Below are 19942 nucleotides of genomic sequence, written 5' to 3' on the forward strand. Positions count from 1 at the left end.
GGACCCACCGCTGCCCGGCCAGCAGGGACCTCAGGTCCCGAGCGAGACCGACGCGCCGCCGGCAGCCGGCGGTTCGGATCCGGGCGTGTCCTCACCGCCGCCCGGGCCCGGGGTCGCCCCGCCGTTCGCGGCACCGCCGACCGAGGGGGCCGGTCCCGGCTCTGGCTCGGCCTCGGCGCGGGCGCGCTGGCCCTGCTGCTCTGTTGCGGTGGTGGCGGCACCGCCGTGATCGGTCTGCTGGTCAGCGGGGTGCAGGCGATCGAGGAGCAGGGCCGCACGGTCTCCGGGGACTACTACCGGGCCCTCGCCGACGGCGAGTACGGCCGGGCGTACGACCAGCTCTGCGAGGACGCCCGGCGGCGCGAGTCCCGGCGGGAGTTCGAACGTCGCGCCGCCGCGGAGCCGCAGATCGCCTCCTACCGGGTCGGCGAGGTGGACACCACCACCCTCACCGTGCCGGTGGACGTGACCTTCGCCGGCGGCGGTCGGGAGCGGCAGCAGGTCGTGCTCGCCCAGGACAGACAGACCGGTGGCATGGAGGTCTGCGGAGTCAACTGACCCGGCGCAGGTAATGTGCTGGGCCGGGGACCACACCGGTCGTACCGTGGTCCCGGACTGTTCGATCCATCCCACCGTCCCCGCCGACCGCCAGTCGGCGTAGGAGGAAAAATGCCAGCCGACCGTATCGACGCCGTCGTCAGCCTCGCGAAGCGTCGGGGCTTCGTCTTCCCCTCCAGCGAGATCTACGGAGGCACCCGGTCGGCCTGGGACTACGGTCCGCTCGGCGTGGAACTCAAGGACAACGTCCGCCGGCAGTGGTGGAAGACCATGGTCCAGCAGCGCGACGACGTGGTGGGTCTGGACTCCGCGGTGATCCTGGCGCGTGACGTGTGGGCGGCCTCGGGTCACCTGGAGGCCTTCGTCGACCCGCTGACCGAGTGCCAGTCCTGCCACAAGCGGTTCCGCGCGGACCACCTGGAGGAGGCGTACGAGGCCAAGCACGGCCGGCCGCCGACCTCGCTGGCCGAGCTGAACTGCCCCAACTGCGGCAACAAGGGCACCTTCACCGAGCCGCGGATGTTCAACGGTCTGATGAAGACCTACCTCGGCCCGGTGGAGAGCGACGAGGGCCTGCACTACCTGCGTCCGGAGACCGCCCAGGGCATCTTCGTCAACTACAAGAACGTGGAGACCGTCGCCCGGAAGAAGCCGCCGTTCGGCATCGCGCAGACCGGCAAGTCGTTCCGCAACGAGATCACCCCGGGCAACTTCATCTTCCGCACCCGGGAGTTCGAGCAGATGGAGATGGAGTTCTTCGTCGAGCCGGGCACCGACGAGGGCTGGCACGAGTACTGGCTCGCCGAGCGCTGGAACTGGTACCTCGACCTCGGCCTGTCAGAGGGCAACCTGCGCTTCTACGAGCACCCCAAGGAAAAGCTCTCCCACTACTCGAAGCGGACGGTCGACATCGAGTACCGCTTCCGGTTCGGCGGCACGGAGTTCGCCGAGTTGGAGGGCATCGCCAACCGGACCGACTTCGACCTGTCCACGCACAGCAAGCACTCCGGCGTCGACCTGTCGTACTTCGACCAGACCAAGGGCGAGCGCTGGGTCCCGTACGTGATCGAGCCGGCCGCCGGCCTCACCCGCGCGGTGCTGGCGTTCCTGCTGGAGGCGTACGACGAGGACGAGGCGCCGAACACCAAGGGCGGCGTCGACAAGCGGACCGTGATGCGCTTCGACCCGCGACTGGCTCCGATCAAGGTGGCGGTGCTGCCGCTGTCCCGCAACGAGGCGCTCTCGCCCAAGGCGAAGGACCTCGCCGCGCGGCTGCGCAAGCGCTGGGTGGTCGAGTTCGACGACTCGCAGGCGATCGGCCGCCGCTACCGCCGGCAGGACGAGATCGGCACCCCGTTCTGCGTCACCGTCGACTTCGACACCCTGGATGACGACGCGGTGACCGTCCGGAACCGGGACACCATGACCCAGGAGCGGATCGGTCTGGACCAGGTCGAGCGCTACCTGATCGACCACCTGCCCGGCTGCTGATCCGGAGCATCGGGCACGCCGGGTCGGCCCGGCGTGCCCGATGCGGCCCCGGTGCGGGCTGCGCGGGCCGGCATCCATCCCGGATGATGTCTTCGGGGACGGATCGCGAAGGCGACCCCACCGTTACCACGAAGGGTCGGCGGACGTGGATGCCCAGGCACGCGAGGAACTCTTCGAACGGGCGCGCGAGTACTCGACCCAGCCGGCGCGGCGGCCCGAGGCGGACGCCCTCTGGGCACGGGTCGTCGAGGCGTACCGGCAGGCCGTCGCGGGTGGCCGGGTCGACCGGCACGATCAACGCCAGTTGGCCCGGGCACTGTGGCGGCGCGGCATGCTGCTGACCGCGCTCGGCCGGCACGACGAGGCGAGGGAGCCGGGCCAGGAGGCCATCGTGGTCTTCGCGGAGGTCCATCAGGCGGTCGCCACGGAGCAGCCGGATCCGACCGAGGCGCGCCGGGACGGCGCGCTCAGCGAGCTGATCACCGCAACGGTGGACGCCGGCGAGTCGGCGTTCCTGGCCGGTCATCCGGCCGTCCGCATCCAACTGATCGAGCGGGCACTGGAGATCGGGTTGCGGGTCGCCGGCCCGCCGCCGGGCGCGGGCCCGCGTACCCGGGAGGCCATGGGCACGGCCTACCACAATCACGCCACCGCGCTGCTGCACCGCCACCTCCAGCAGCCGTCGCCCGGCGGGTCGGACGCCCGGGAGGCCGCGCTGGCCGCCTCCCGGGCCACGGAGCTACGCCAGAACGCGCTCGACCCGGGCAAGCCGATCACCGCGTGGGAGTTGGCCAACACGTACTCCACCTACGCACACACACTCGTGCTGACGGGTGACGTCAACCGCGCCCGGCTGGTGGTGGAGTTGGGCAGCCGGCTCACGGACGCACTGGGGCCGGCCGGTGCGGAGATCCGGCGCAAGTTGCGGGCGGCGGCGGACCTGATCGAGCGGTCCGCCGGCTCCGGCGGCGACGCCCCGCCGAGCCGATGGCCATGGCGACGACGCCGGTGACCGGCGGACGCCGCCGAGCCGTGGCGGCGCGGGTCACCGGCGGCCGGCGGACAGCCCGGCCGGTGCGGCAGCCGCCGGCCGGTGCGGGCAGCCGCCGCGCGGTGCGGGCAGCCGCCGGCCGGTGCGGACAGCCGGTCGGGGGCGCGGGTGGCCGCCGTACCCTGGTCGGGTGGACATCGCCCCTCGCCCCGCCGCCGAGCCGGGATCGCTGCGGATCGGGCCGCACCGGGTGTGGCCGCCGGTGGTGCTCGCGCCGATGGCTGGCATCACCAACGTCGGATTCCGGCAGCTCTGCCGGGAGCAGGGCGGCGGCATCTACGTCTGCGAGATGATCACCACGGTCGCGCTGGTCGAGCGGAATCCGAAGACGCTGCGGATGATCGCGTTCGGCGCGGACGAGCGCCCGCGCAGCCTCCAGCTCTACGGCACCGACCCGGCGACCACCGCCGCCGCGGTGCGGATCGTGGTCGAGCGGGATCTCGCCGACCACATCGACCTCAACTTCGGCTGCCCGGTCCCGAAGGTCACCCGTCGTGGCGGCGGCGCGGCCCTGCCCTGGCGCCGGCGACTCTTCGCCCGTCTGGTGCGGGCCGCGGTGGACGCCGCGTCGCCCGCCGGGGTGCCGGTCACGGTCAAGATGCGCAAGGGCATCGACGACGACCACCTGACGTACGTCGAGGCGGGGCTCGCCGCGCAGGAGGCCGGTGTCGCCGCTGTCGCCCTGCACGGTCGTACGGCGGCGCAGCGCTACTCGGGCACTGCGGACTGGGACGCCGTCGCCACCCTCAAGCAGGCGCTCGACGTGCCGGTGCTCGGCAACGGCGACATCTGGGAGGCCGACGACGCGCTGCGGATGGTGGCGCACACCGGGGTCGACGGTGTGGTGATCGGTCGCGGCTGCCTGGGCCGGCCGTGGATCTTCGCCGACCTGGAGGCGGCGTTCAACGGCTCGCCGCGGCGCCGGCTGCCGACCCTCGGCGAGGTGGCGGTCACCATGCGCCGGCACGCGGAACTGCTGGTCGAGCAGTTCACCGCCGGGGCCCGCAACCCGGCCCGGGGTGAGCGGGACGGCTGCACCGACTTCCGCAAGCATGTCGCCTGGTACCTCAAGGGCTTCCCGATCGGCAGCGAGCTGCGCCGCTCCCTGGCGATGATCGACGGCCTGGCCCAGCTGGACGACCTGCTCGGCAAGCTCGACCCGACGGTCCCGTTCCCGGTGGAGACGCTGGGCCAGCCGCGTGGCCGCACCAACTCCCCGGGCAAGGTCTTCCTGCCCGACGGTTGGCTGGCCAGCCGCGACGACGACACCGTCCCGGAGGGCGCCGAGCTGGCGGACTCCGGGGGCTGACCCCGCCCACCCGTGTGCACCCGCGCCTCCGTGTCTGCGCCCCCCGGGGCGTCTGCGTGCTGGCGGCGGGGTAGCAAGATCGGGGGTGGTGCTGTGTCGTGGTGGTGTGACGGGGTTGTATCCCTGATGTTGTCGTCGTGTCCCCGGGGTGGTTTGGGGGGGACGACGAAGGGCCGGCCCTGGGTGGGGTCGGCCCTTCGTGGTGTTCGGTTGGTCAGGAGGTGGCGCTGTAGCCGCGGGTGGCGATCCAGTCGGCGAGGGCGTCGATGCTCACCCGGTAGGAGGCCTGGGCGGGGTCGGCGGAGTCGGCGATGGTGACGGTCTCGCCGTTGTCGTGGTAGCCCACGACGCTGATGTAGTGGCCGCCTTCGAAGCTGTGGGTGGTGCCGTCGGTGTCGGTGGCGGTGCCGGCGATGTTGGCGACCACGGCTCGGCCGTCGTCGACGGTGTGGACGATGTCGTCGCGTAGCTTGTCGGTCTGCTTGTCGTCGGCGTTGGTGTTGGAGATCTCGACGGACTTGTAGACGTTCTTGCCGGTTTCCTTGTTCAGTACCGGGGTGATGTCGTTGATCGAGTTGGTGCCGGCTTCGGTGGTGCGCATTTCCTTGGCCATGGTGTCCATGTCGATGTTTTTGCCCTGCACGCTGAGTGCGTTGCGGGCGGCGGCGGGGCCGCAGTAGTAGAAGTTCGGCTGTGCCTCGTAGCGGACGCCGAGTTCGCGCTCGCCGCCGGGCTTGCGGTCGGCCTGCACCTGCGCGACCGGCTTGGTCGCGGGAGCGGCCTGGGCGGCGATGGCGGGGCCGGCGATGCCGGCGGTGGTGGCGGCGGCAGCGGCGATGGTCAGTGCGGTCTTGCGCAGGATGGTGGTAGCCATGATGGTTCACACCTTTCGGTCGGGGGTGCGCGCGGCTGCGCCCGCGTAGGGGGATGCGGGTGGGCCGTGCGTGAAGGGAAGGTGCTCCGACATTCGTCCGGCGCTCGGTGTCCGGGAGGTGTCGTCCGGGAGGGTGTAACGCGGGGTGGGCCGGGGCCATTCCGGGGGCCTCGCGGGGAGGCCGATGCCCTGGCGGTGTCCGGAGGGGTGTAACGCCCGGGGGTGGGGGGTCGTTCCGGCCGGCCCGGGGGGCGGCGCTCGGCGGCGCTCGTGGTTACGCCATGTACAACCACCGGACCCGCCCCGCGATTCCGCAGGTGGCGTGGCCCCGGTCACCGACAGATCGGACATCCGGCCACACCGCCCCCGACTCGCCGCCGGCCTACCTCGGGAGCCCTCGGGCCTGCCGCAGGAGACAGGTGCCAGCCACACACCATCCGCACCGGAGCTCGCCGGCCCGGGGCGTCAGAGGCGGGTCGGGAGTCCGGTGCCGGCTATGCCGAGCCGGATAAAACCGGCATGCGGCGCAATCCGCTCGAACCGACCACTCGGGGTGTCGGGGGCCAGCCCGGCAGGGCCGAGGGTGGCGCAGGTGGCCACGTCGCGTCCGCCGATCGGCGGCAACCCGGCCCGCATCGCGGAGGCGCTACTCGCGATCCTGCGTGTGGCCGGTTTCCCGGACCGCCTCACCCTTGGCCTGGAGCCGTTCCTGGGTGGGCTGGCGGCTTGCCGGGACGGCTGACCGGCGCGTGCCCGACCGGGTCGGCGCCGGCCGACGGTCCGCGCGGGGCGGGAACCGGCAACGCCGCTGCCGGCCAGGGCAGCCCGGGACAGCGGTGGTACGCGATGCCCGCGGTGGCCCAGCGTGCGCCGTGCCCCGCCAGCCGCTCCCGGAAGGAGCCCCAGTCGTGCGTCGACCGGGGCGACCAGCCCAGTTCGGCGATGGCGGGCAGTCGGGGGAACAGCATGAACTCGATCTCGGCGAGGGTGGTCACCGACTCGGTCCACAGCGGCGCCTCGACACCGAGCACCGCCTCGGCCGGTACGCCGGTCAGGTGACTGCCCGGATCCCAGTCGTACGCCCGGCGTACGTCGATCAGGCCGGCCCAGTCGTGCCCGATCGGGGTGTCCGGGGCGTACTTCATGTCGAGGTACGCGTGGTTGCCGGGGGAGAGGACCAGCCGGGCCCCCCGGCGTACCGCCTCGGCGGTCACCGGGTCGTCGCCGGTCGTGCCCCACCATTGCAGGATCCGCCCGTCGGAGTGTGCGACGGGGGCGATCTGGTGCCAGCCGATCACGTCCCGGTCCAGCCCGGCGACGATGCGCTGCACCCGTTCGACGAAACCGGCGTACCGCTCGGCGGTCACCTTGAACGCCTCGTCACCACCGACGTGCAGCCACCGCCCGGGAGTGAGCGCGGCGATCTCGGCGAGCACGTCGGCGACGAAGTCGTAGGTGCGCTCGTTGGCCGGGTCGAGGTAGCTGAACCCGACATCGGTGCCGGTGTACGGCGCCGGTGCCACCCCGTCGGGCGCCAGCTCGCCGTACGCGGTCAACGCGGCATTCGTGTGACCGGGCAGGTCGACCTCGGGGATCACGGTGATGTGCCGCTCGGCCGCGTACGCCACGATCCGTTGGTAGTCGGCCCGGGTGTAGTGCCCGCCGGGGCGTCGCCGACCGCGCCGGCCCCGCCGACCGTGGCCAGCCGGGGCCAGGAGTCGACCGCGATGCGCCAGCCCTGGTCGTCGGTGAGGTGCAGGTGCAGCCGGTTGAGCTTGTAGCGGGCCAGGTGGTCGATCACGCGCAGCACGTCGGTGACGCCGAAGAAGTGCCGGGCCACGTCGAGCATCGCGCCTCGGTGCGGATAGCGGGGGCGGTCGACGATCGACCCGCCGGGCAGCACCCAGCGTTCGCTGACCGGGGTGGCGCCCTCGACGGTGGCCGGCAGCAGTTGCCGCAGCGTCTGCACCCCGTGAAAGAGGCCGGTGGCGGTGTCGGCGGCGATGCGTACCCCGTCGGTGGTGATGTCGAGCCGGTAGCCCTCCGTGCCCAGTGCGGCCTCGCCGGTCAGGTCGAGGGCGACGCCACCGGCCGGTACGGGTGCGGCGGAGTCGGTCACCGGCAGCGGGTATCCGGTGGCCGGGCGCAGCAGCGCGGCGAGCTGCCCGGCGACGGCCAGGGCGGCCGGATCGGCGCTGACCCGGATCACCGCGTCGGCGGCGAGCAGGTAGTCGGCCGCCGCGTCCGGCTCGACCCGTTCCGGCGCGGGCACCACGTCGCCCAGCCGGACCGGTGCCGGCGGTGCGAGCGCCGCCGCCGCGTTCCGCTCCGCCGCCCTGGCCAACTCCCCCGCGGTACGCCCGGCGGCCCGAGCCGCGTCGTCGGCCCGCGCGGCGGCCTCGGCTCCGGCGGTGGCGTTCGCCCGCGCGGCGGTCTCGGCTCCGGCGGCGGTTTCGGACCCGGCGGTGGCATTCCCGCGCACGGCATCCCCGCGCACGGCATCCCCGCGCACGGCAGTGCCGGCTTCTGCGGCGGGCGTCGGCTCGGGCGGCGCGGCGACGTCGCCGGGGCGGGACGGGTCGAGCGGCTCCGGTGCGGTGCCGGTTGGGGCGGACACGAGGACTCCCGAGGGGTGTATTCGCGGCGGTTGTGGCAATGGTGCGAGGTGTGGTGACGCTGCGTGCCGTCAAGCGTACGGGGAGGTCGGCGGTTGCGTGATAGTGCGCGTGGGACCGTTCCCAGCGACTGCCGTGAACGCGGACAGTCGTGATTGCTGTGCCTATTGTCACCGAATGGTCCCGGGCCACGCGTTGTTCGCTTAGCCTTCGCCCACCGATCGGCACAGTTCCCGGATTACCGGCGGTCGGTCTCGGGGTATCGAAAACTGAACCTTCGTTAAGTGTCAGTCCGGGGCAGCGTGGGAGGCACTGGTGGTAGCGAAAGAGACGGCCGGGCACAAATATGTCTACGATTTCGCCGAGGGCAACAAGGACCTCAAGGACCTCCTCGGCGGCAAGGGAGCCAACCTGGCCGAGATGACCAATCTCGGCCTGCCGGTGCCGCCCGGCTTCACCATCACCACCGAGGCGTGCAAGGCGTACCTGGCCACCGGGGCGGAACCCGCGGGGCTGGCCGACCAGATCGCCGCGCACCTGGCGGGGCTGGAGCGGGGGATGGGCCGGCGCCTCGGCGACCCGGACGATCCGCTGCTGGTCTCCGTCCGCTCGGGGGCGAAGTTCTCGATGCCCGGGATGATGGAGACCGTCCTCAACGTCGGGCTCAACGACCGCAGCGTCGAGGGACTCGCCCGGCAGGCCGGCGGCGCAACCGACCGGGCCGCCTCCGGCGGCGCGGCGCGCTTCGCCTGGGACTCCTATCGGCGCCTGATCCAGATGTTCGGCAAGACGGTCTGCGACGTGCCGGGCGAGGAGTTCGAGGAGGCGCTCGACGACGCCAAGCGCGCCCGGGGCAGCACCGACGACCTGGACCTGGACGCGGACGACCTGCGCGGGCTGGTCGACGCGTACAAGAAGATCTTCACCAAGCACACCGGGCGGGAGTTCCCGCAGGATCCGCGCGAGCAGTTGGACCTGGCCGTGCGGGCGGTGTTCGAGTCGTGGAACGCCGACCGCGCGGTGGTCTACCGCCGGCAGGAGCGCATCCCGGCCGACCTCGGCACCGCCGTCAACGTGGTGGCGATGGTCTTCGGCAACCTCGGCCCCGACTCCGGCACCGGCGTCGCCTTCACCCGGGACCCGGCCAGCGGCGCACAGGGCATCTACGGTGACTACCTGGCCAACGCCCAGGGTGAGGACGTGGTCGCCGGCATCCGCAACACCGTGCCGTTGCAGGAGCTGGAGCGGATCGACAAGGGCTCCTACGACGAGTTGCTCGACTACATGACCCGGTTGGAGCGGCACTACCGGGATCTGTGCGACATCGAGTTCACCATCGAGCGCGGCAAGCTGTGGATGCTGCAGACCCGGGTCGGCAAGCGCACCGCCGCCGCCGCGTTCGTCATCGCCGGCCAGCTGGTCGACGAGGGCCTGATCGACCTCGACGAGGCGCTGCACCGGGTCAACGGCGCACAGTTGGCCCAGCTGATGTTCCCGCGCTTCCAGCTCGACCACGAGTTCCAGCCGGTCGCCACCGGCATCGGCGCCTCGCCGGGTGCGGCGGTGGGCAGGGTGGTCTTCACCTCCGCCCGCGCGGTGGAGCTGGCCGCCGAGGGCGCGGACGTGATCCTGGTCCGGCGGGAGACCAACCCGGACGACCTGAACGGCATGATCGCCTCGCGGGGCATCCTCACCTCGCGCGGTGGCAAGACCAGCCACGCCGCGGTGGTGGCCCGGGGAATGGGCAAGACCTGCGTCTCGGGCGCCGACGACCTGGACATCGACGTGCCGAAGCGGCGGTTCACCGTGGCCGGACGGACGGTGGTCGAGGGCGACGTCGTCTCCATCGACGGCACCACCGGCAAGGTGTACCTGGGTGAGGTGCCGGTCAGCCCGTCGGAGGTGGTGCGGTATTTCGAGGGCGAACTCGATCTGGCGACCACCGACGACGCGCTGGTCAGGGCCGTACACCGGATCATGTCGCACGCCGACGCCAGCCGGCGGCTGGCGGTCCGCACCAACGCCGACACCGCCGCGGACGCGGCCAGGCCCGGCGCTTCGGCGCCGAGGGCATCGGGCTCTGCCGCACCGAGCACATGTTCCTCGGTGAGCGGCGCGAGCTGGTCGAGCGGCTGATCCTGGCCCGCGAGACGACCGCGCGGGAGAACGCGCTCGCCGCGTTGCTGCCGCTGCAACGGGCCGACTTCATGGAGATCTTCCGGGAGATGGACGGGCAACCGGTCACCGTCCGGCTGATCGACCCGCCGTTGCACGAGTTCCTGCCGCCGCTGGAGCAGCTCGCGGTCGACGTGGCGGTCGCCCAGGAGCGTGGCGAGGACGTCGCCAAGGAGGAGGCGCTGCTCGCCGCCGTACGCCGGATGCACGAGGAGAACCCGATGCTGGGGCTGCGGGGGGTGCGCCTCGGCCTGGTCATTCCCGGCCTGTTCGCGATGCAGGTCCGGGCGATCACCGAGGCCGCCGTGGAATGTGCGCGCCAGGGCGTACGCTCCTGCCCGGAGATCATGGTCCCGCTGGTCGGTGCCGTGCAGGAACTGGAGACGGTACGCGCCGAGGCCGAGAAGATCATCGCCGAGGTGGTCGGTGGCAGTGACGTCGAGGTGCTGATCGGCACGATGATCGAGGTGCCCCGGGCGGCGCTGACGGCCGGTCAGATCGCCGAGGCGGCGGAGTTCTTCTCCTTCGGCACCAACGACCTGACCCAGATGGGCTGGGGCTTCTCCCGCGACGACGTGGAGGGGGCGTTCTTCTGGCGCTATCTGGAGCTGGGCATCTTCGGTATCTCACCGTTCGAGTCCATCGACGCCGACGGGATCGGCCGGCTGGTGCGCATCGCCACCGAGGAGGGACGGGCGGCCCGTCCCGGGCTGAAGATCGGCGTCTGTGGCGAGCACGGTGGTGACCCCGACTCGGTGCACTTCTTCCACTCCGTCGGGCTGGACTACGTCTCCTGCTCGCCGTTCCGGGTGCCGGTGGCGCGGCTGGAGGCCGGCCGGGCCGCGGTGCTGACGACCGGCTCGGACAGCCGCTGAGCCTCAGATCGGTGGCCGGCATGCTGACGCGGGGCAGCAATATCGGGGATGTTGCTCGGTCAAGCCACCGGCAAGGCAGCAACATCCCCGATGTTGTCGCACGGTGCACCCCGCGCGCCCAGAGTCGGGCGATCAGATCGGGGGGCGGCGCCAGGTGGTCGACGGATCGCGGCGTGGCCGCTGGTTCGGCATCGTGGGCATCGTGGCCATCGGGGTGCGCACCGCCAGTGGCGCGTGCGGATCCGCCTGCTGGGGCAGCAGCGTGGGGCGGCGGCAGGCGGCAAGGGCCGGACCGGCGCGGCGCACGACCCCGCGAGCCTCCTCCCGCAGTGCCGTCAGATCCGCTCCCGGGTCGGCGACCAGGGTCAGCAGGGCGTCCCGGCCGGCGGGGTAGGTGACCACGCAGCCGGCCGCGGTGCGGATCACGGACTCGTGGAACTCGCCCTGCCGGACGGTGGCCGCCATCCGGTGCCCGAGACCGAAGCTGGCGGCGGCCAGGGCCGCCAGGTGGGTGGCGTCGGTCGTGGGTAGGTCGCTGGAGATCAGCAGGCCGTCCGTGCCGGCGACGACCGTGCCGGCGATCTCGGGGCGGCGTCGCCGCAACCCGCGCAACTCGGTGCCCATCATCGTTTCCGCGTTCACGAGCGTCTCTCTCTCACCGGTCGTTCGCCGCCGCAACAGGTGACGTTCCGCGATGGCGACGCTACCGGTGGGCGTCGACATGCGCGATCCCGTGACCGTCGGCGATCGGGCGACAACTCTCGTCTGATCGGGGGATGTGGACCGCCGCGCGCACATCGTCGGCGCGCCGTGCGGGGTGGCCGGGCGTAACCTGGGCTCGCCCGAGGACCGTCTTCGAAGGGGTGGCCGGATGAGATCGCGGACCGAGCTGTCGATGGAGACAGCGGCGGCGGTGCCCGCATGACAAGCGTCTGGGAGAGCCTGACCGTGGACGCCCGGGATCCCGGGCGGTTGGCCCGCTGGTGGGCGGAGGCCCTCGGCTACCAGGTGGTCGTCGAGGGACCGGACGAGGTGGAGATCCGGCAGCGCCCGGACCGGCTGCCCGGCATCGTCTTCGTGCCGGTCACCGGCACCAAGGAGGGCAAGAACCGGCTGCACCTGGACCTGCGCCCGGCCGACCGGGAGGCCGAGGTGGAACGGCTGGTCGACATGGGTGCCCGGCACGTCGACGTGGGGCAGGACGGCGACGACTGGACGGTGCTGGCCGACCCGGAGGGCAACGAGTTCTGCGTGCTGCGGCAGCGTGGCGATTGAGCGCTGCACCGCCTGAGCCGGACGCGGCCCGCCGGGTGGACGAGCCGGCCAAGGACGCCGGCCACGGCCGGTCGCCGTTCGAGCGGGATCGGGCGCGGGTGCTGCACTCGGCGGCGTTCCGCCGGCTCGCTGCGAAGACCCAGGTGCACACGGCGGGCACGGACGACTTCCTGCGTACCCGGTTGACCCACTCGCTGGAGGTGGCCCAGATCGCCCGGGAGATGGGCGCCCGGCTGGGCTGCGACCCGGACGTGGTGGACACCGCGGGGCTGGCGCACGACCTGGGGCACCCGCCGTTCGGGCACAACGGCGAGGCCGCGCTCGACGAGGTCGCCGCCGGCTGCGGCGGATTCGAGGGCAACGCGCAGACGCTGCGCGTGCTGACCCGGCTGGAGGCCAAGGTGTACGGCCCCGACGGCGCGTCCGTCGGGCTGAACCTCACCCGCGCCTCGCTCGACGCGGTCGGCAAGTATCCGTGGACCCGCCGGCCGGGCCGGCGCAAGTTCGGGGTGTACCCCGACGACCTGCCCGTCTTCGCCTGGCTGCGGCAGGGCGCCCCACCCGGCGAGCGGTGCTGCCTGGAGGCGCAGGTGATGGACTGGGCCGACGACGTGGCGTACTCGGTGCACGACGTGGAGGACGGCATCCACGGCGGGTACCTCACGCTGGAGCCGCTGCTCGCCGACGCCGACGAGCGGGCGGCGCTCTGTGCCGACGTCGCCGCCACCTACTCCACCGAGCCGCCCGGCTACCTCGGCGCGGCGTTGCGGGAGCTGCTCGCCGACCCGGTGCTCGCCCCGCTGGCCGGCTACGACGGCAGCCACCGTGCGCAGGCCGCGCTCAAGGCCACCACGAGCGTGCTGACCGGCCGGTTCGTGGCGACCGCGGTGGCCGCCACCACCGCCCGGTTCGGTCCCGGGCCGCACCGCCGGTACGCGGCCGACCTCGTCGTGCCCCGGCCGCTGCGCGCCCGCTGCGCGCTGCTCAAGGGCATCGCGTTGCGGTACGTGATGCGCCGTCCCGACGCGCAGGCACGGTACCAGCGGCAGCGGGAGATCCTCACCGAGTTGGTGAACACCCTGGCGGTACGGGCACCGGAGGCACTGGACCCGGTATTCGCCCCCCTGTGGCGGGCCGCGCCGGACGACGTCGCCCGGCAGCGGGTGGTGGTCGACCAGGTGGCCTCGCTGACCGACCCGGCGGCGCTGACCTGGCACGGCCGCCTGGTCTGAGCCGGCCCGGCCACCTGGGTCGAAGCCGGCGGCCCGCCAGGTCGAAGCCGGCGGCCCGGGTCGGAGCTGGCTCGGCCGCGTGGTCGGAGCTGGCCCGGCCGCCTGATCGCAGGCTCGCGTCGGGACCGGTGGGCGACGGGTGGGCGGGCGGCCCGCCGGCCGGTGAGGTTAGCCTAACCAAATGACGGAGCGCTCGAAGAAGGTCACCTCCGCCCGCGTGCTGCGCACCGGGCGGCCCACCGCGCACGTGATCCGGCTGGTGCTCGGCGGGGAGGAACTGGCCGGCCTGCCGGTCGGCGAGTTCACCGACCACTACATAAAGATCGTGTTTCCGGTCGCCGGGGTCGACCACCCGCGCCCGATCGACCTCGCCGCGATCCGTCGGGAACTGCCGCGCGAGCAGTGGCCCCGGCTGCGCGCGTACACGGTGCGCGCCTGGGACGCGGCGGTCGGTGAGTTGACCGTCGACGTGGTGCACCACGGCGACGAGGGGTTGGCCGGCCCGTGGGCCGCCGCGCTGCGGCCCGGCGACGAGGTGCTGTTCGTCGGCCCGGGCGGGGCGTACGCGCCGAGCCCGGCGGCCGACTGGCATCTGCTGGTCGGCGACGAGCGCCCTGCCGGCGATCGCCGCCTCGCTGACCCGGCTGCCGGCCGACGCGCCCGCGTACGTGTTCGTCGAGGTCGACGGCCCGGCCGACGAGCAACCGCTGCCCAGTCCCGGCGCGGTCCAGCTGACCTGGCTGCACCGGGGCACCGGGCCGGTGGGCACGGCGCTGGTGGCCGCGGTGCGCGGGTGGGACTTCCCGCCCGGCCGGGTGCACGCCTTCGTGCACGGCGAGGCGTCCTTCGTCCGCCAGTTGCGTCGGTTGCTGCGGGTGGAGCGGGGGGTGTCCCGGGAGTGGCTGTCCATCTCCGGCTACTGGCGCCAGGGGCTGGACGACGAGGGTTGGCGGGCCGCCAAGCCCGACTGGAACCTCCAGGTCGAGGCCGACGAACAGGCCCGGACCCCGGTGCCGCTCGGTTGACCATCGCATCGATAACCGGCAAGGTGGCACACCAACGTGCCTGCCAGCGGTCAAAAGTCGACTGGTGGGCGTGATTTGTCGGAACCTCGGGTGACGATGGCAACGGAACAGGAGGATGGTCAGGCGTGACCATGAGCGAGCAGCTTGACGAGAAACCCGGGAACGCCGGCACCGCCGGCAGGATCGACCGAGTGGTGCTCGGTCTGGGCGTCGGCGGGGTGCTCGCCGTGGTGGTCTGGGGCGTGCTGGCGCGCGGCTCGCTGGCCAGCGTCGGCGAGTCGGGCCTCGCCTGGGTGATCGACACGTTCGGCTGGTTCTTCGTGGTGGCGGCCAACGCCTTCCTGGTGCTGGCGGTGGTGCTGGCGCTGTCGCGCTTCGGCCGCATCCGGCTGGGCAGGGACGACGACGAGCCGGAGTTCACGAACCTGGCCTGGATCGCCATGATGTTCAGCGCCGGCATGGGCATCGGCCTGGTCTTCTTCGCCGTCGCCGAGCCCATCCAGCACTACGCCACGCCGCCACCGGCGACCGGCGTCGAGCCGCAGACCGGCGAGGCGGCCTCGGCGGCGATGCAGTACACCCTCTTCCACTGGACCCTGCACCCGTGGGCGATCTACGCGGTGGTGGCGCTGGCGCTGGCGTACTCGACGTTCCGCCGGGGCCGGCAGAACCGCATCTCGGCGGCGTTCCGGCCGCTCATCGGCGACCGGGCCGACGGGGCCGTCGGCCGGATCATCGACCTGCTGGCCGTCTTCGCCACCGTCTTCGGCACCGCCACCAGCCTCGGTCTCGGCGCCCTCCAGGTCGCCGCCGGGCTGGACCTGGTCGCCGGCGTACCGGACAGCACCGCGGTGGAACTGGTGGTGATCGGGGCGCTCACGCTGGCCTTCGTGATCTCCGCCTTCACCGGGCTGCACCGCGGCATCAAGTGGCTCTCCACCACCAACGTGGTGCTGGCCGTCGCTCTGATGTTCTTCGTATTCGTGATCGGGCCGACCATCTACACCCTTGAGGTGCTGCCCGCCTCGATCGGCGACTACCTGAGCAACCTGGTCAACATGTCCACCCGGACCGGAGCGTTCTCCGACCCCGCCTGGCTCGGCGGCTGGACCATCTTCTACTGGGCGTGGTGGATCTCCTGGGCGCCGTTCGTCGGCACCTTCATCGCCCGCATCTCCCGGGGGCGTACGGTCCGGCAGTTCCTGATCGGCGTGCTGCTGGTGCCCAGCGGTGCCAGCGCCGTGTGGTTCGCGATCATGGGCGGCAGCGCGCTGCGGGCGCAGGACACCGGGGTTCGTGACCTGGTCGCGGACGCCACGACCAGCAGCGAGCAGGCCCTGTTCGGATTGCTCGACACGTTGCCGCTGGCGGCGTTGACCAGCGTGCTGGCCATGGTGCTCATCGCGCTCTACTTCGTCACGAGCGCCGACTCCGCCTCGCTGGTGCTCGGCTCGCTGACCTCCCGGGGCGCGCTGCGACCGCACCGGGTCCTCGTGGTCACCTGGGGGATCCTGATCGGCGCGGTCGCCGCGGTGCTGCTGCTCGCCGGTGGACTCGGCGCGCTCCAGCAGGCCACCATCATGATCGCGTTGCCGTTCGTGGTGGTGATGCTCGGTCTGGCCGCCGCCCTGATCAAGGACATGGCCCGGGATCCACTGCTGGCCGCGCCGACGCGCAGCCGCCCGCACGGCCTGGCCGAGGCGGTGCGCGCCGCCCGGTCGTACGAGGAGGAGGAGCCGCCGCCGGTCCGGCGCTACCTGCGTCGCCGCCCTCGCTGACCGGTGCTGCCCGTACCGCGCCGGCTGCCGTGCCGGCGCGGTACGGGCAGCACCGTCCGACGACCCTCGGCGCGTCGCGGTCGCCGCCACCACCGGCCCCTCCCGGGCGCGGGCCGTCGGGCCGGCAGGGCAGGATGTAGGTGCGAGGGGGTGGCGGCATGGCGGGGCGGATTCGGGACGAGGACATCGCGCTGGTCCGCGAGCGCACGTCCATCGCCGAGGTTATCTCCGACACGGTGACGCTGAAGTCGGCCGGCGGCGGCAACCTCAAGGGGCTCTGCCCGTTCCACGACGAGAAGAGCCCGTCGTTCAACGTGTCGCCCGCCCGCAACGTCTGGTACTGCTTCGGCTGCGGTGCCGGCGGCGACGCCATCAAGTTCCTGATGGACGCCGAGCACCTCAGCTTCGTCGAGGCCGTGGAACGGCTCGCCGCCCGGGCCGGGCTGCAACTGCGGTACGTGGCGGACGACCGGTCCGCGCCGCGGGTGAACCGCCCGCAGCAGGGGCAGCGGCAGCGGCTCGTCGCCGCGCACGCCGCCGCCGTCGAGTTCTACACCGCCCAGCTGACCACGGCCGGCGCGCGTACCGCCCGGGAGTTCCTGGCCGAGCGCGGTTTCGACCGGGCCGCCGCGCAGCGGTACGACTGCGGGTTCGCCCCCGACGGCTGGGACCCGCTCACCCGGCACCTGCGCCAGCGCGGCTTCAGTCACGACGAGCTGGTCACCGCGGGGCTGTCCCGGCCGGCCCGTTCGGGCAGCCTGATCGACCGGTTCCGGCGCCGGCTGCTCTGGCCGATCCGCGACCTCGCCGGCGACGTGATCGGCTTCGGCGCGCGCAAGCTCTTCGCCGACGACGACGGCCCGAAGTACCTGAACACCCCCGAGACGCCGATCTACAAGAAGTCCCACGTGCTCTACGGCATCGACCAGGCCAAGCGCGAGATCGCCAAGCAGGGCCGGGTGGTGGTGGTCGAGGGTTACACCGACGTGATGGCCTGTCACCTGGCCGGCGTACCGACCGCCGTGGCGACCTGCGGCACCGCGTTCGGTGGCGATCACATCGGCGTGCTGCGCCGGCTGCTGCTCGACACCGACGCGGTCGCCGGTGAGATCATCTTCACCTTCGACGGCGACGCCGCCGGGCAGAAGGCCGCGCTGCGGGCCTTCGAGGACGACCAGCGTTTCGTCGGGCGTACCTTCATCGCGGTCAGCCCCGACAACATGGACCCCTGCGAGCTGCGCCTGGCAAAGGGTGACCTGGCGGTCCGTGACCTGGTCGCCCGCCGCGAGCCGTTGGTCGACTTCGCGCTGCGCCACGTGATCAGCCGGTACGACCTGGAAACCGTCGACGGCCGGGTCGAGGCGATGCGCCGCGCCGCCCCGCTGGTGGCCAAGCTCAAGGATCGGGAGAAACGCCCGGAGTACGTCCGCAAGCTCGCCGGTGACCTCGGCATGGAGATCGAGCCGGTGCAGCGGGCGGTGCTGGCCGCCGCGTCGGGCCGACCGGCGGACGGGCCGGCGCGTCCCGCCCGCGGCGAACCGGCGGTGGACAGCCCGCAGTCGATGGTCGAGCGGGAGGCGCTCAAGCTGGCGTTGCAGGAGCCGGTGCTGGCCGGGCCGATGTTCGACGCGGTCGAGGAGGCCGACTACCGGCACCCCGTGCACGCGGCCGTCCGCGCCGCGCTCGCGGCGGCCGGCGGTGCCGCCACGGCGGCCGGTGGCGCGGTGTGGATCGAGTCGGTCCGGGACGCCTGTGCGGATCTCGCGGCCCGGGCGCTGGTCGGCGAGCTGGCCGTGGAACCATTGCGGATCGACGGCGAGCCCGACCCGAGGTACGTCTCGGTCACCATGGCCCAGTTGCAGTGGGGGTCGGTCACCGCGCGGGTCCGGGAGTTGAAGTCGCGGATCCAGCGGATCAACCCGGTCAGCAACAAGGACGAGTACTTCGCCGCCTTCGGTGAGCTGCTCTCGCTGGAGCAGCACGCCCGCGCGTTGCGCGAGCAGGCGGCGGGAGGGCTGTAGAGATGAACCTTTTCCGCCGCCGGCCGAAGCTGCCACCGGCAGACCGGCCGCCGATGGCGCCCGACGAACGGGTGCTGGCCTGGGCCGCCGCCGGCAACGGCGAGGGCGACGGGGTGGTGGTCGCCACCAGCCTCGGGCTCTGGCTGCCGGGCCGGGGCCACCGGATCGGCTGGCACGACATCGTCAAGGCCGTCTGGTCGGGCCGGGAGCTGACCGTGACCCCGGGCGAGCAGGTCGCCGAGCGGGACGGCTACCTGGTGGTGGCCGACCTGCCGGCCGAGCGGTACCTCCTGCTGGACCCGGCCGACCTGCCGCACCAGGTACGCACCCGGGTCACCCGCTCCGTCGCGTACACCCAGCACCACGCGCTGCCCGGCGGATCCGGCCGGATCGTCGGCCGCCGGGTGCCCGGTCGCGACGGTCTGACCTGGACGGTCCACTACACCCCCGGCACCCCCACCGACACCCCCGACGTCCTCACCGAGACCAACCGCCTAGTCGCCACAGCCCGCACCACCACCACCACCCCTCAGAACCTCTGACCTCCCCCATTCGCCCGCCCATTCGCCCGCCCATTCGCCGGCGATCATGGAGTTGTGGCGCCGGAAATCAGGCGTATTGCCCTCTTTGTCAGGCGCCACAACTCCATGATCGGCGCGGTAATCCGGTGGGAAGTGTCGGGGCGGGTGTTTAGGGTCCGGGGGTGACTACGGGGCGATCGCTCATTCGGGCACGGGGGTTGGTGAAGCGGTTCGGCGACTTCATTGCCGTCGACGGCATCGACGTGGAGGTCTGCGCGGGTGAGGCGTTCGGTTTCCTGGGGCCCAACGGTGCCGGCAAGTCGTCCACCATGCGGATGGTCGGCTGCACCTCGCCGCCCAGCGGCGGAGAGCTGCGCATCCTGGGCATGGATCCGGTGCGGGACGGGCCCGCCATCCGGGCCCGTCTCGGCGTGTGTCCGCAGCTCGACAACCTCGACCCGGAGCTGACCGTCCGGGACAACCTGACGACGTACGCCCGCTACTTCGGCATCCCACGCCGGGTGGCCCGGGCGCGGGCCGCCGAGTTGCTCGACTTCGTGCAGCTCAGCGACCGGGCGGACAGCAAGGTCGAGCCGCTCTCCGGTGGCATGAAGCGCCGGCTCACCATCGCCCGCGCACTGGTCAACGAGCCGGACATCGTGCTGCTCGACGAGCCGACCACCGGCCTCGACCCGCAGGCCCGGCACCTGGTTTGGGAACGGTTGTTCCGGCTCAAGCAGCAGGGCGTCACGCTGGTGCTCACCACGCACTACATGGACGAGGCCGAGCAGCTCTGCGACCGGTTGGTCGTGATGGACGGCGGCCGGATCGTCGCCGAGGGGTCACCGCGCGCGCTCATCGAGCGGCATGCCACCCGCGAGGTGGTCGAACTGCGGTTCGCCGCCGAGTCGCAGGAGGCGTTCGCCGGCAAGCTGGACGCCCTGGGGGAGCGCATCGAGGTGCTGCCCGACCGGATCCTGGTCTACGTCCCCGACGGTGACGCGACGGTGGCCGAGGTCGCCGCGCTCGGCCTGCACCCGACAAACGTGCTGGTCCGGCGCAGCAGCCTGGAGGACGTCTTCCTGCACCTCACCGGCCGCACCCTGGTCGACTGAGCCACGCAGCGCAACGGGGGAAGATCA

The 19942-nt window shown here is 72.5% G+C and carries 12 protein-coding genes and 4 pseudogenes; 12 read left to right on the forward strand and 4 right to left on the reverse strand.

Annotation, left to right across the window (positions count from 1 at the left end; translation table 11 throughout):
• Window positions 1-85: 85 nt before the first annotated feature.
• The 4 genes and pseudogenes from KIF24_RS06555 to dusB all read left to right on the forward strand — a co-directional run bounded on the left by KIF24_RS06555 (window position 86) and on the right by dusB (window position 4409).
• Window positions 86-558 (forward strand): annotated as a pseudogene (locus tag KIF24_RS06555) (Rv0361 family membrane protein).
• Window positions 559-669: 111 nt separating this feature from the next.
• On the forward strand, window positions 670-2049 hold the full coding sequence (locus KIF24_RS06560) for a glycine--tRNA ligase (RefSeq protein ID WP_221083271.1): 1380 nt from the start codon (window positions 670-672) through the stop codon (window positions 2047-2049).
• Window positions 2050-2194: 145 nt separating this feature from the next.
• Window positions 2195-3061 (forward strand): hypothetical protein, encoded by an 867-nt coding sequence (locus tag KIF24_RS06565; protein WP_221083272.1) that lies wholly within the window; start codon window positions 2195-2197, stop codon window positions 3059-3061.
• Window positions 3062-3236: 175 nt separating this feature from the next.
• Complete coding sequence (dusB, locus tag KIF24_RS06570; protein ID WP_221087212.1) at window positions 3237-4409, forward strand: tRNA dihydrouridine synthase DusB; 1173 nt, start codon at window positions 3237-3239, stop codon at window positions 4407-4409.
• Window positions 4410-4623: 214 nt separating this feature from the next.
• Here dusB and KIF24_RS06575 read toward each other — a convergent pair whose 3' ends face one another.
• From KIF24_RS06575 to KIF24_RS06585, 3 genes and pseudogenes are all read right to left on the reverse strand, one after another.
• Complete coding sequence (locus tag KIF24_RS06575; protein WP_221083273.1) at window positions 4624-5283, reverse strand: C39 family peptidase; 660 nt, start codon at window positions 5281-5283, stop codon at window positions 4624-4626.
• Window positions 5284-5748: 465 nt separating this feature from the next.
• Window positions 5749-5919, reverse strand: coding sequence for a hypothetical protein (locus KIF24_RS06580; protein ID WP_221083274.1), 171 nt, complete (start codon window positions 5917-5919; stop codon window positions 5749-5751).
• A gap of 50 nt (window positions 5920-5969) precedes the next feature.
• Window positions 5970-7785 (reverse strand): annotated as a pseudogene (locus tag KIF24_RS06585) (beta-N-acetylhexosaminidase).
• Between the two features lie 428 nt (window positions 7786-8213).
• Here KIF24_RS06585 and ppdK point away from each other — a divergent pair.
• Window positions 8214-10948 (forward strand): annotated as a pseudogene (gene ppdK / locus KIF24_RS06590) (pyruvate, phosphate dikinase).
• A gap of 132 nt (window positions 10949-11080) precedes the next feature.
• On the opposite strand, the gene KIF24_RS06595 reads toward ppdK, so the two are convergent.
• Complete coding sequence (locus tag KIF24_RS06595; protein WP_221083275.1) at window positions 11081-11590, reverse strand: roadblock/LC7 domain-containing protein; 510 nt, start codon at window positions 11588-11590, stop codon at window positions 11081-11083.
• Between the two features lie 279 nt (window positions 11591-11869).
• On the opposite strand from KIF24_RS06595, the gene KIF24_RS06600 reads away from it, so the two are divergent.
• The 7 genes and pseudogenes from KIF24_RS06600 to KIF24_RS06630 all read left to right on the forward strand — a co-directional run bounded on the left by KIF24_RS06600 (window position 11870) and on the right by KIF24_RS06630 (window position 19915).
• Window positions 11870-12223, forward strand: a complete 354-nt coding sequence (locus tag KIF24_RS06600) for a VOC family protein (protein ID WP_221083276.1) — start codon at window positions 11870-11872, stop codon at window positions 12221-12223.
• Window positions 12220-13455: a deoxyguanosinetriphosphate triphosphohydrolase gene (locus tag KIF24_RS06605; protein WP_221083277.1), complete on the forward strand. Its 1236-nt coding sequence runs from the start codon at window positions 12220-12222 to the stop codon at window positions 13453-13455. Before KIF24_RS06600 ends, KIF24_RS06605 begins: the two co-directional genes overlap by 4 nt.
• A 181-nt stretch (window positions 13456-13636) precedes the next feature.
• Window positions 13637-14480, forward strand: a pseudogene (locus KIF24_RS06610) (siderophore-interacting protein).
• A gap of 131 nt (window positions 14481-14611) precedes the next feature.
• Window positions 14612-16258, forward strand: a complete 1647-nt coding sequence (locus tag KIF24_RS06615) for a BCCT family transporter (RefSeq protein WP_221083278.1) — start codon at window positions 14612-14614, stop codon at window positions 16256-16258.
• Window positions 16259-16416: 158 nt separating this feature from the next.
• Window positions 16417-18279, forward strand: a complete 1863-nt coding sequence (gene dnaG / locus KIF24_RS06620; RefSeq protein ID WP_221083279.1) for a DNA primase — start codon at window positions 16417-16419, stop codon at window positions 18277-18279.
• A 2-nt stretch (window positions 18280-18281) separates the two neighbouring features.
• Entirely contained in the window at window positions 18282-18821 is a 540-nt protein-coding gene (locus KIF24_RS06625; protein WP_221083280.1) for a hypothetical protein, read from the forward strand.
• A gap of 161 nt (window positions 18822-18982) precedes the next feature.
• Window positions 18983-19915 (forward strand): ABC transporter ATP-binding protein, encoded by a 933-nt coding sequence (locus KIF24_RS06630; protein WP_221083281.1) that lies wholly within the window; start codon window positions 18983-18985, stop codon window positions 19913-19915.
• Window positions 19916-19942 lie beyond the last annotated feature (27 nt).

Source organism: Micromonospora tarapacensis (genome assembly GCF_019697375.1).
Classification (GTDB): domain Bacteria; phylum Actinomycetota; class Actinomycetes; order Mycobacteriales; family Micromonosporaceae; genus Micromonospora; species Micromonospora tarapacensis.

Coding starts and splice junctions, on each gene's coding strand:
- KIF24_RS06600 (WP_221083276.1), top strand. CDS start 11,870: ATGACAAGCGTCTGGGAGAGCCTGACCGTGGACGCCCGGGATCCCGGG.
- KIF24_RS06575 (WP_221083273.1), bottom strand. CDS start 5,283: ATGGCTACCACCATCCTGCGCAAGACCGCACTGACCATCGCCGCTGCC.
- KIF24_RS06560 (WP_221083271.1), top strand. CDS start 670: ATGCCAGCCGACCGTATCGACGCCGTCGTCAGCCTCGCGAAGCGTCGG.
- dnaG (WP_221083279.1), top strand. CDS start 16,417: ATGGCGGGGCGGATTCGGGACGAGGACATCGCGCTGGTCCGCGAGCGC.
- KIF24_RS06625 (WP_221083280.1), top strand. CDS start 18,282: ATGAACCTTTTCCGCCGCCGGCCGAAGCTGCCACCGGCAGACCGGCCG.
- KIF24_RS06615 (WP_221083278.1), top strand. CDS start 14,612: ATGAGCGAGCAGCTTGACGAGAAACCCGGGAACGCCGGCACCGCCGGC.
- KIF24_RS06580 (WP_221083274.1), bottom strand. CDS start 5,919: ATGCGGGCCGGGTTGCCGCCGATCGGCGGACGCGACGTGGCCACCTGC.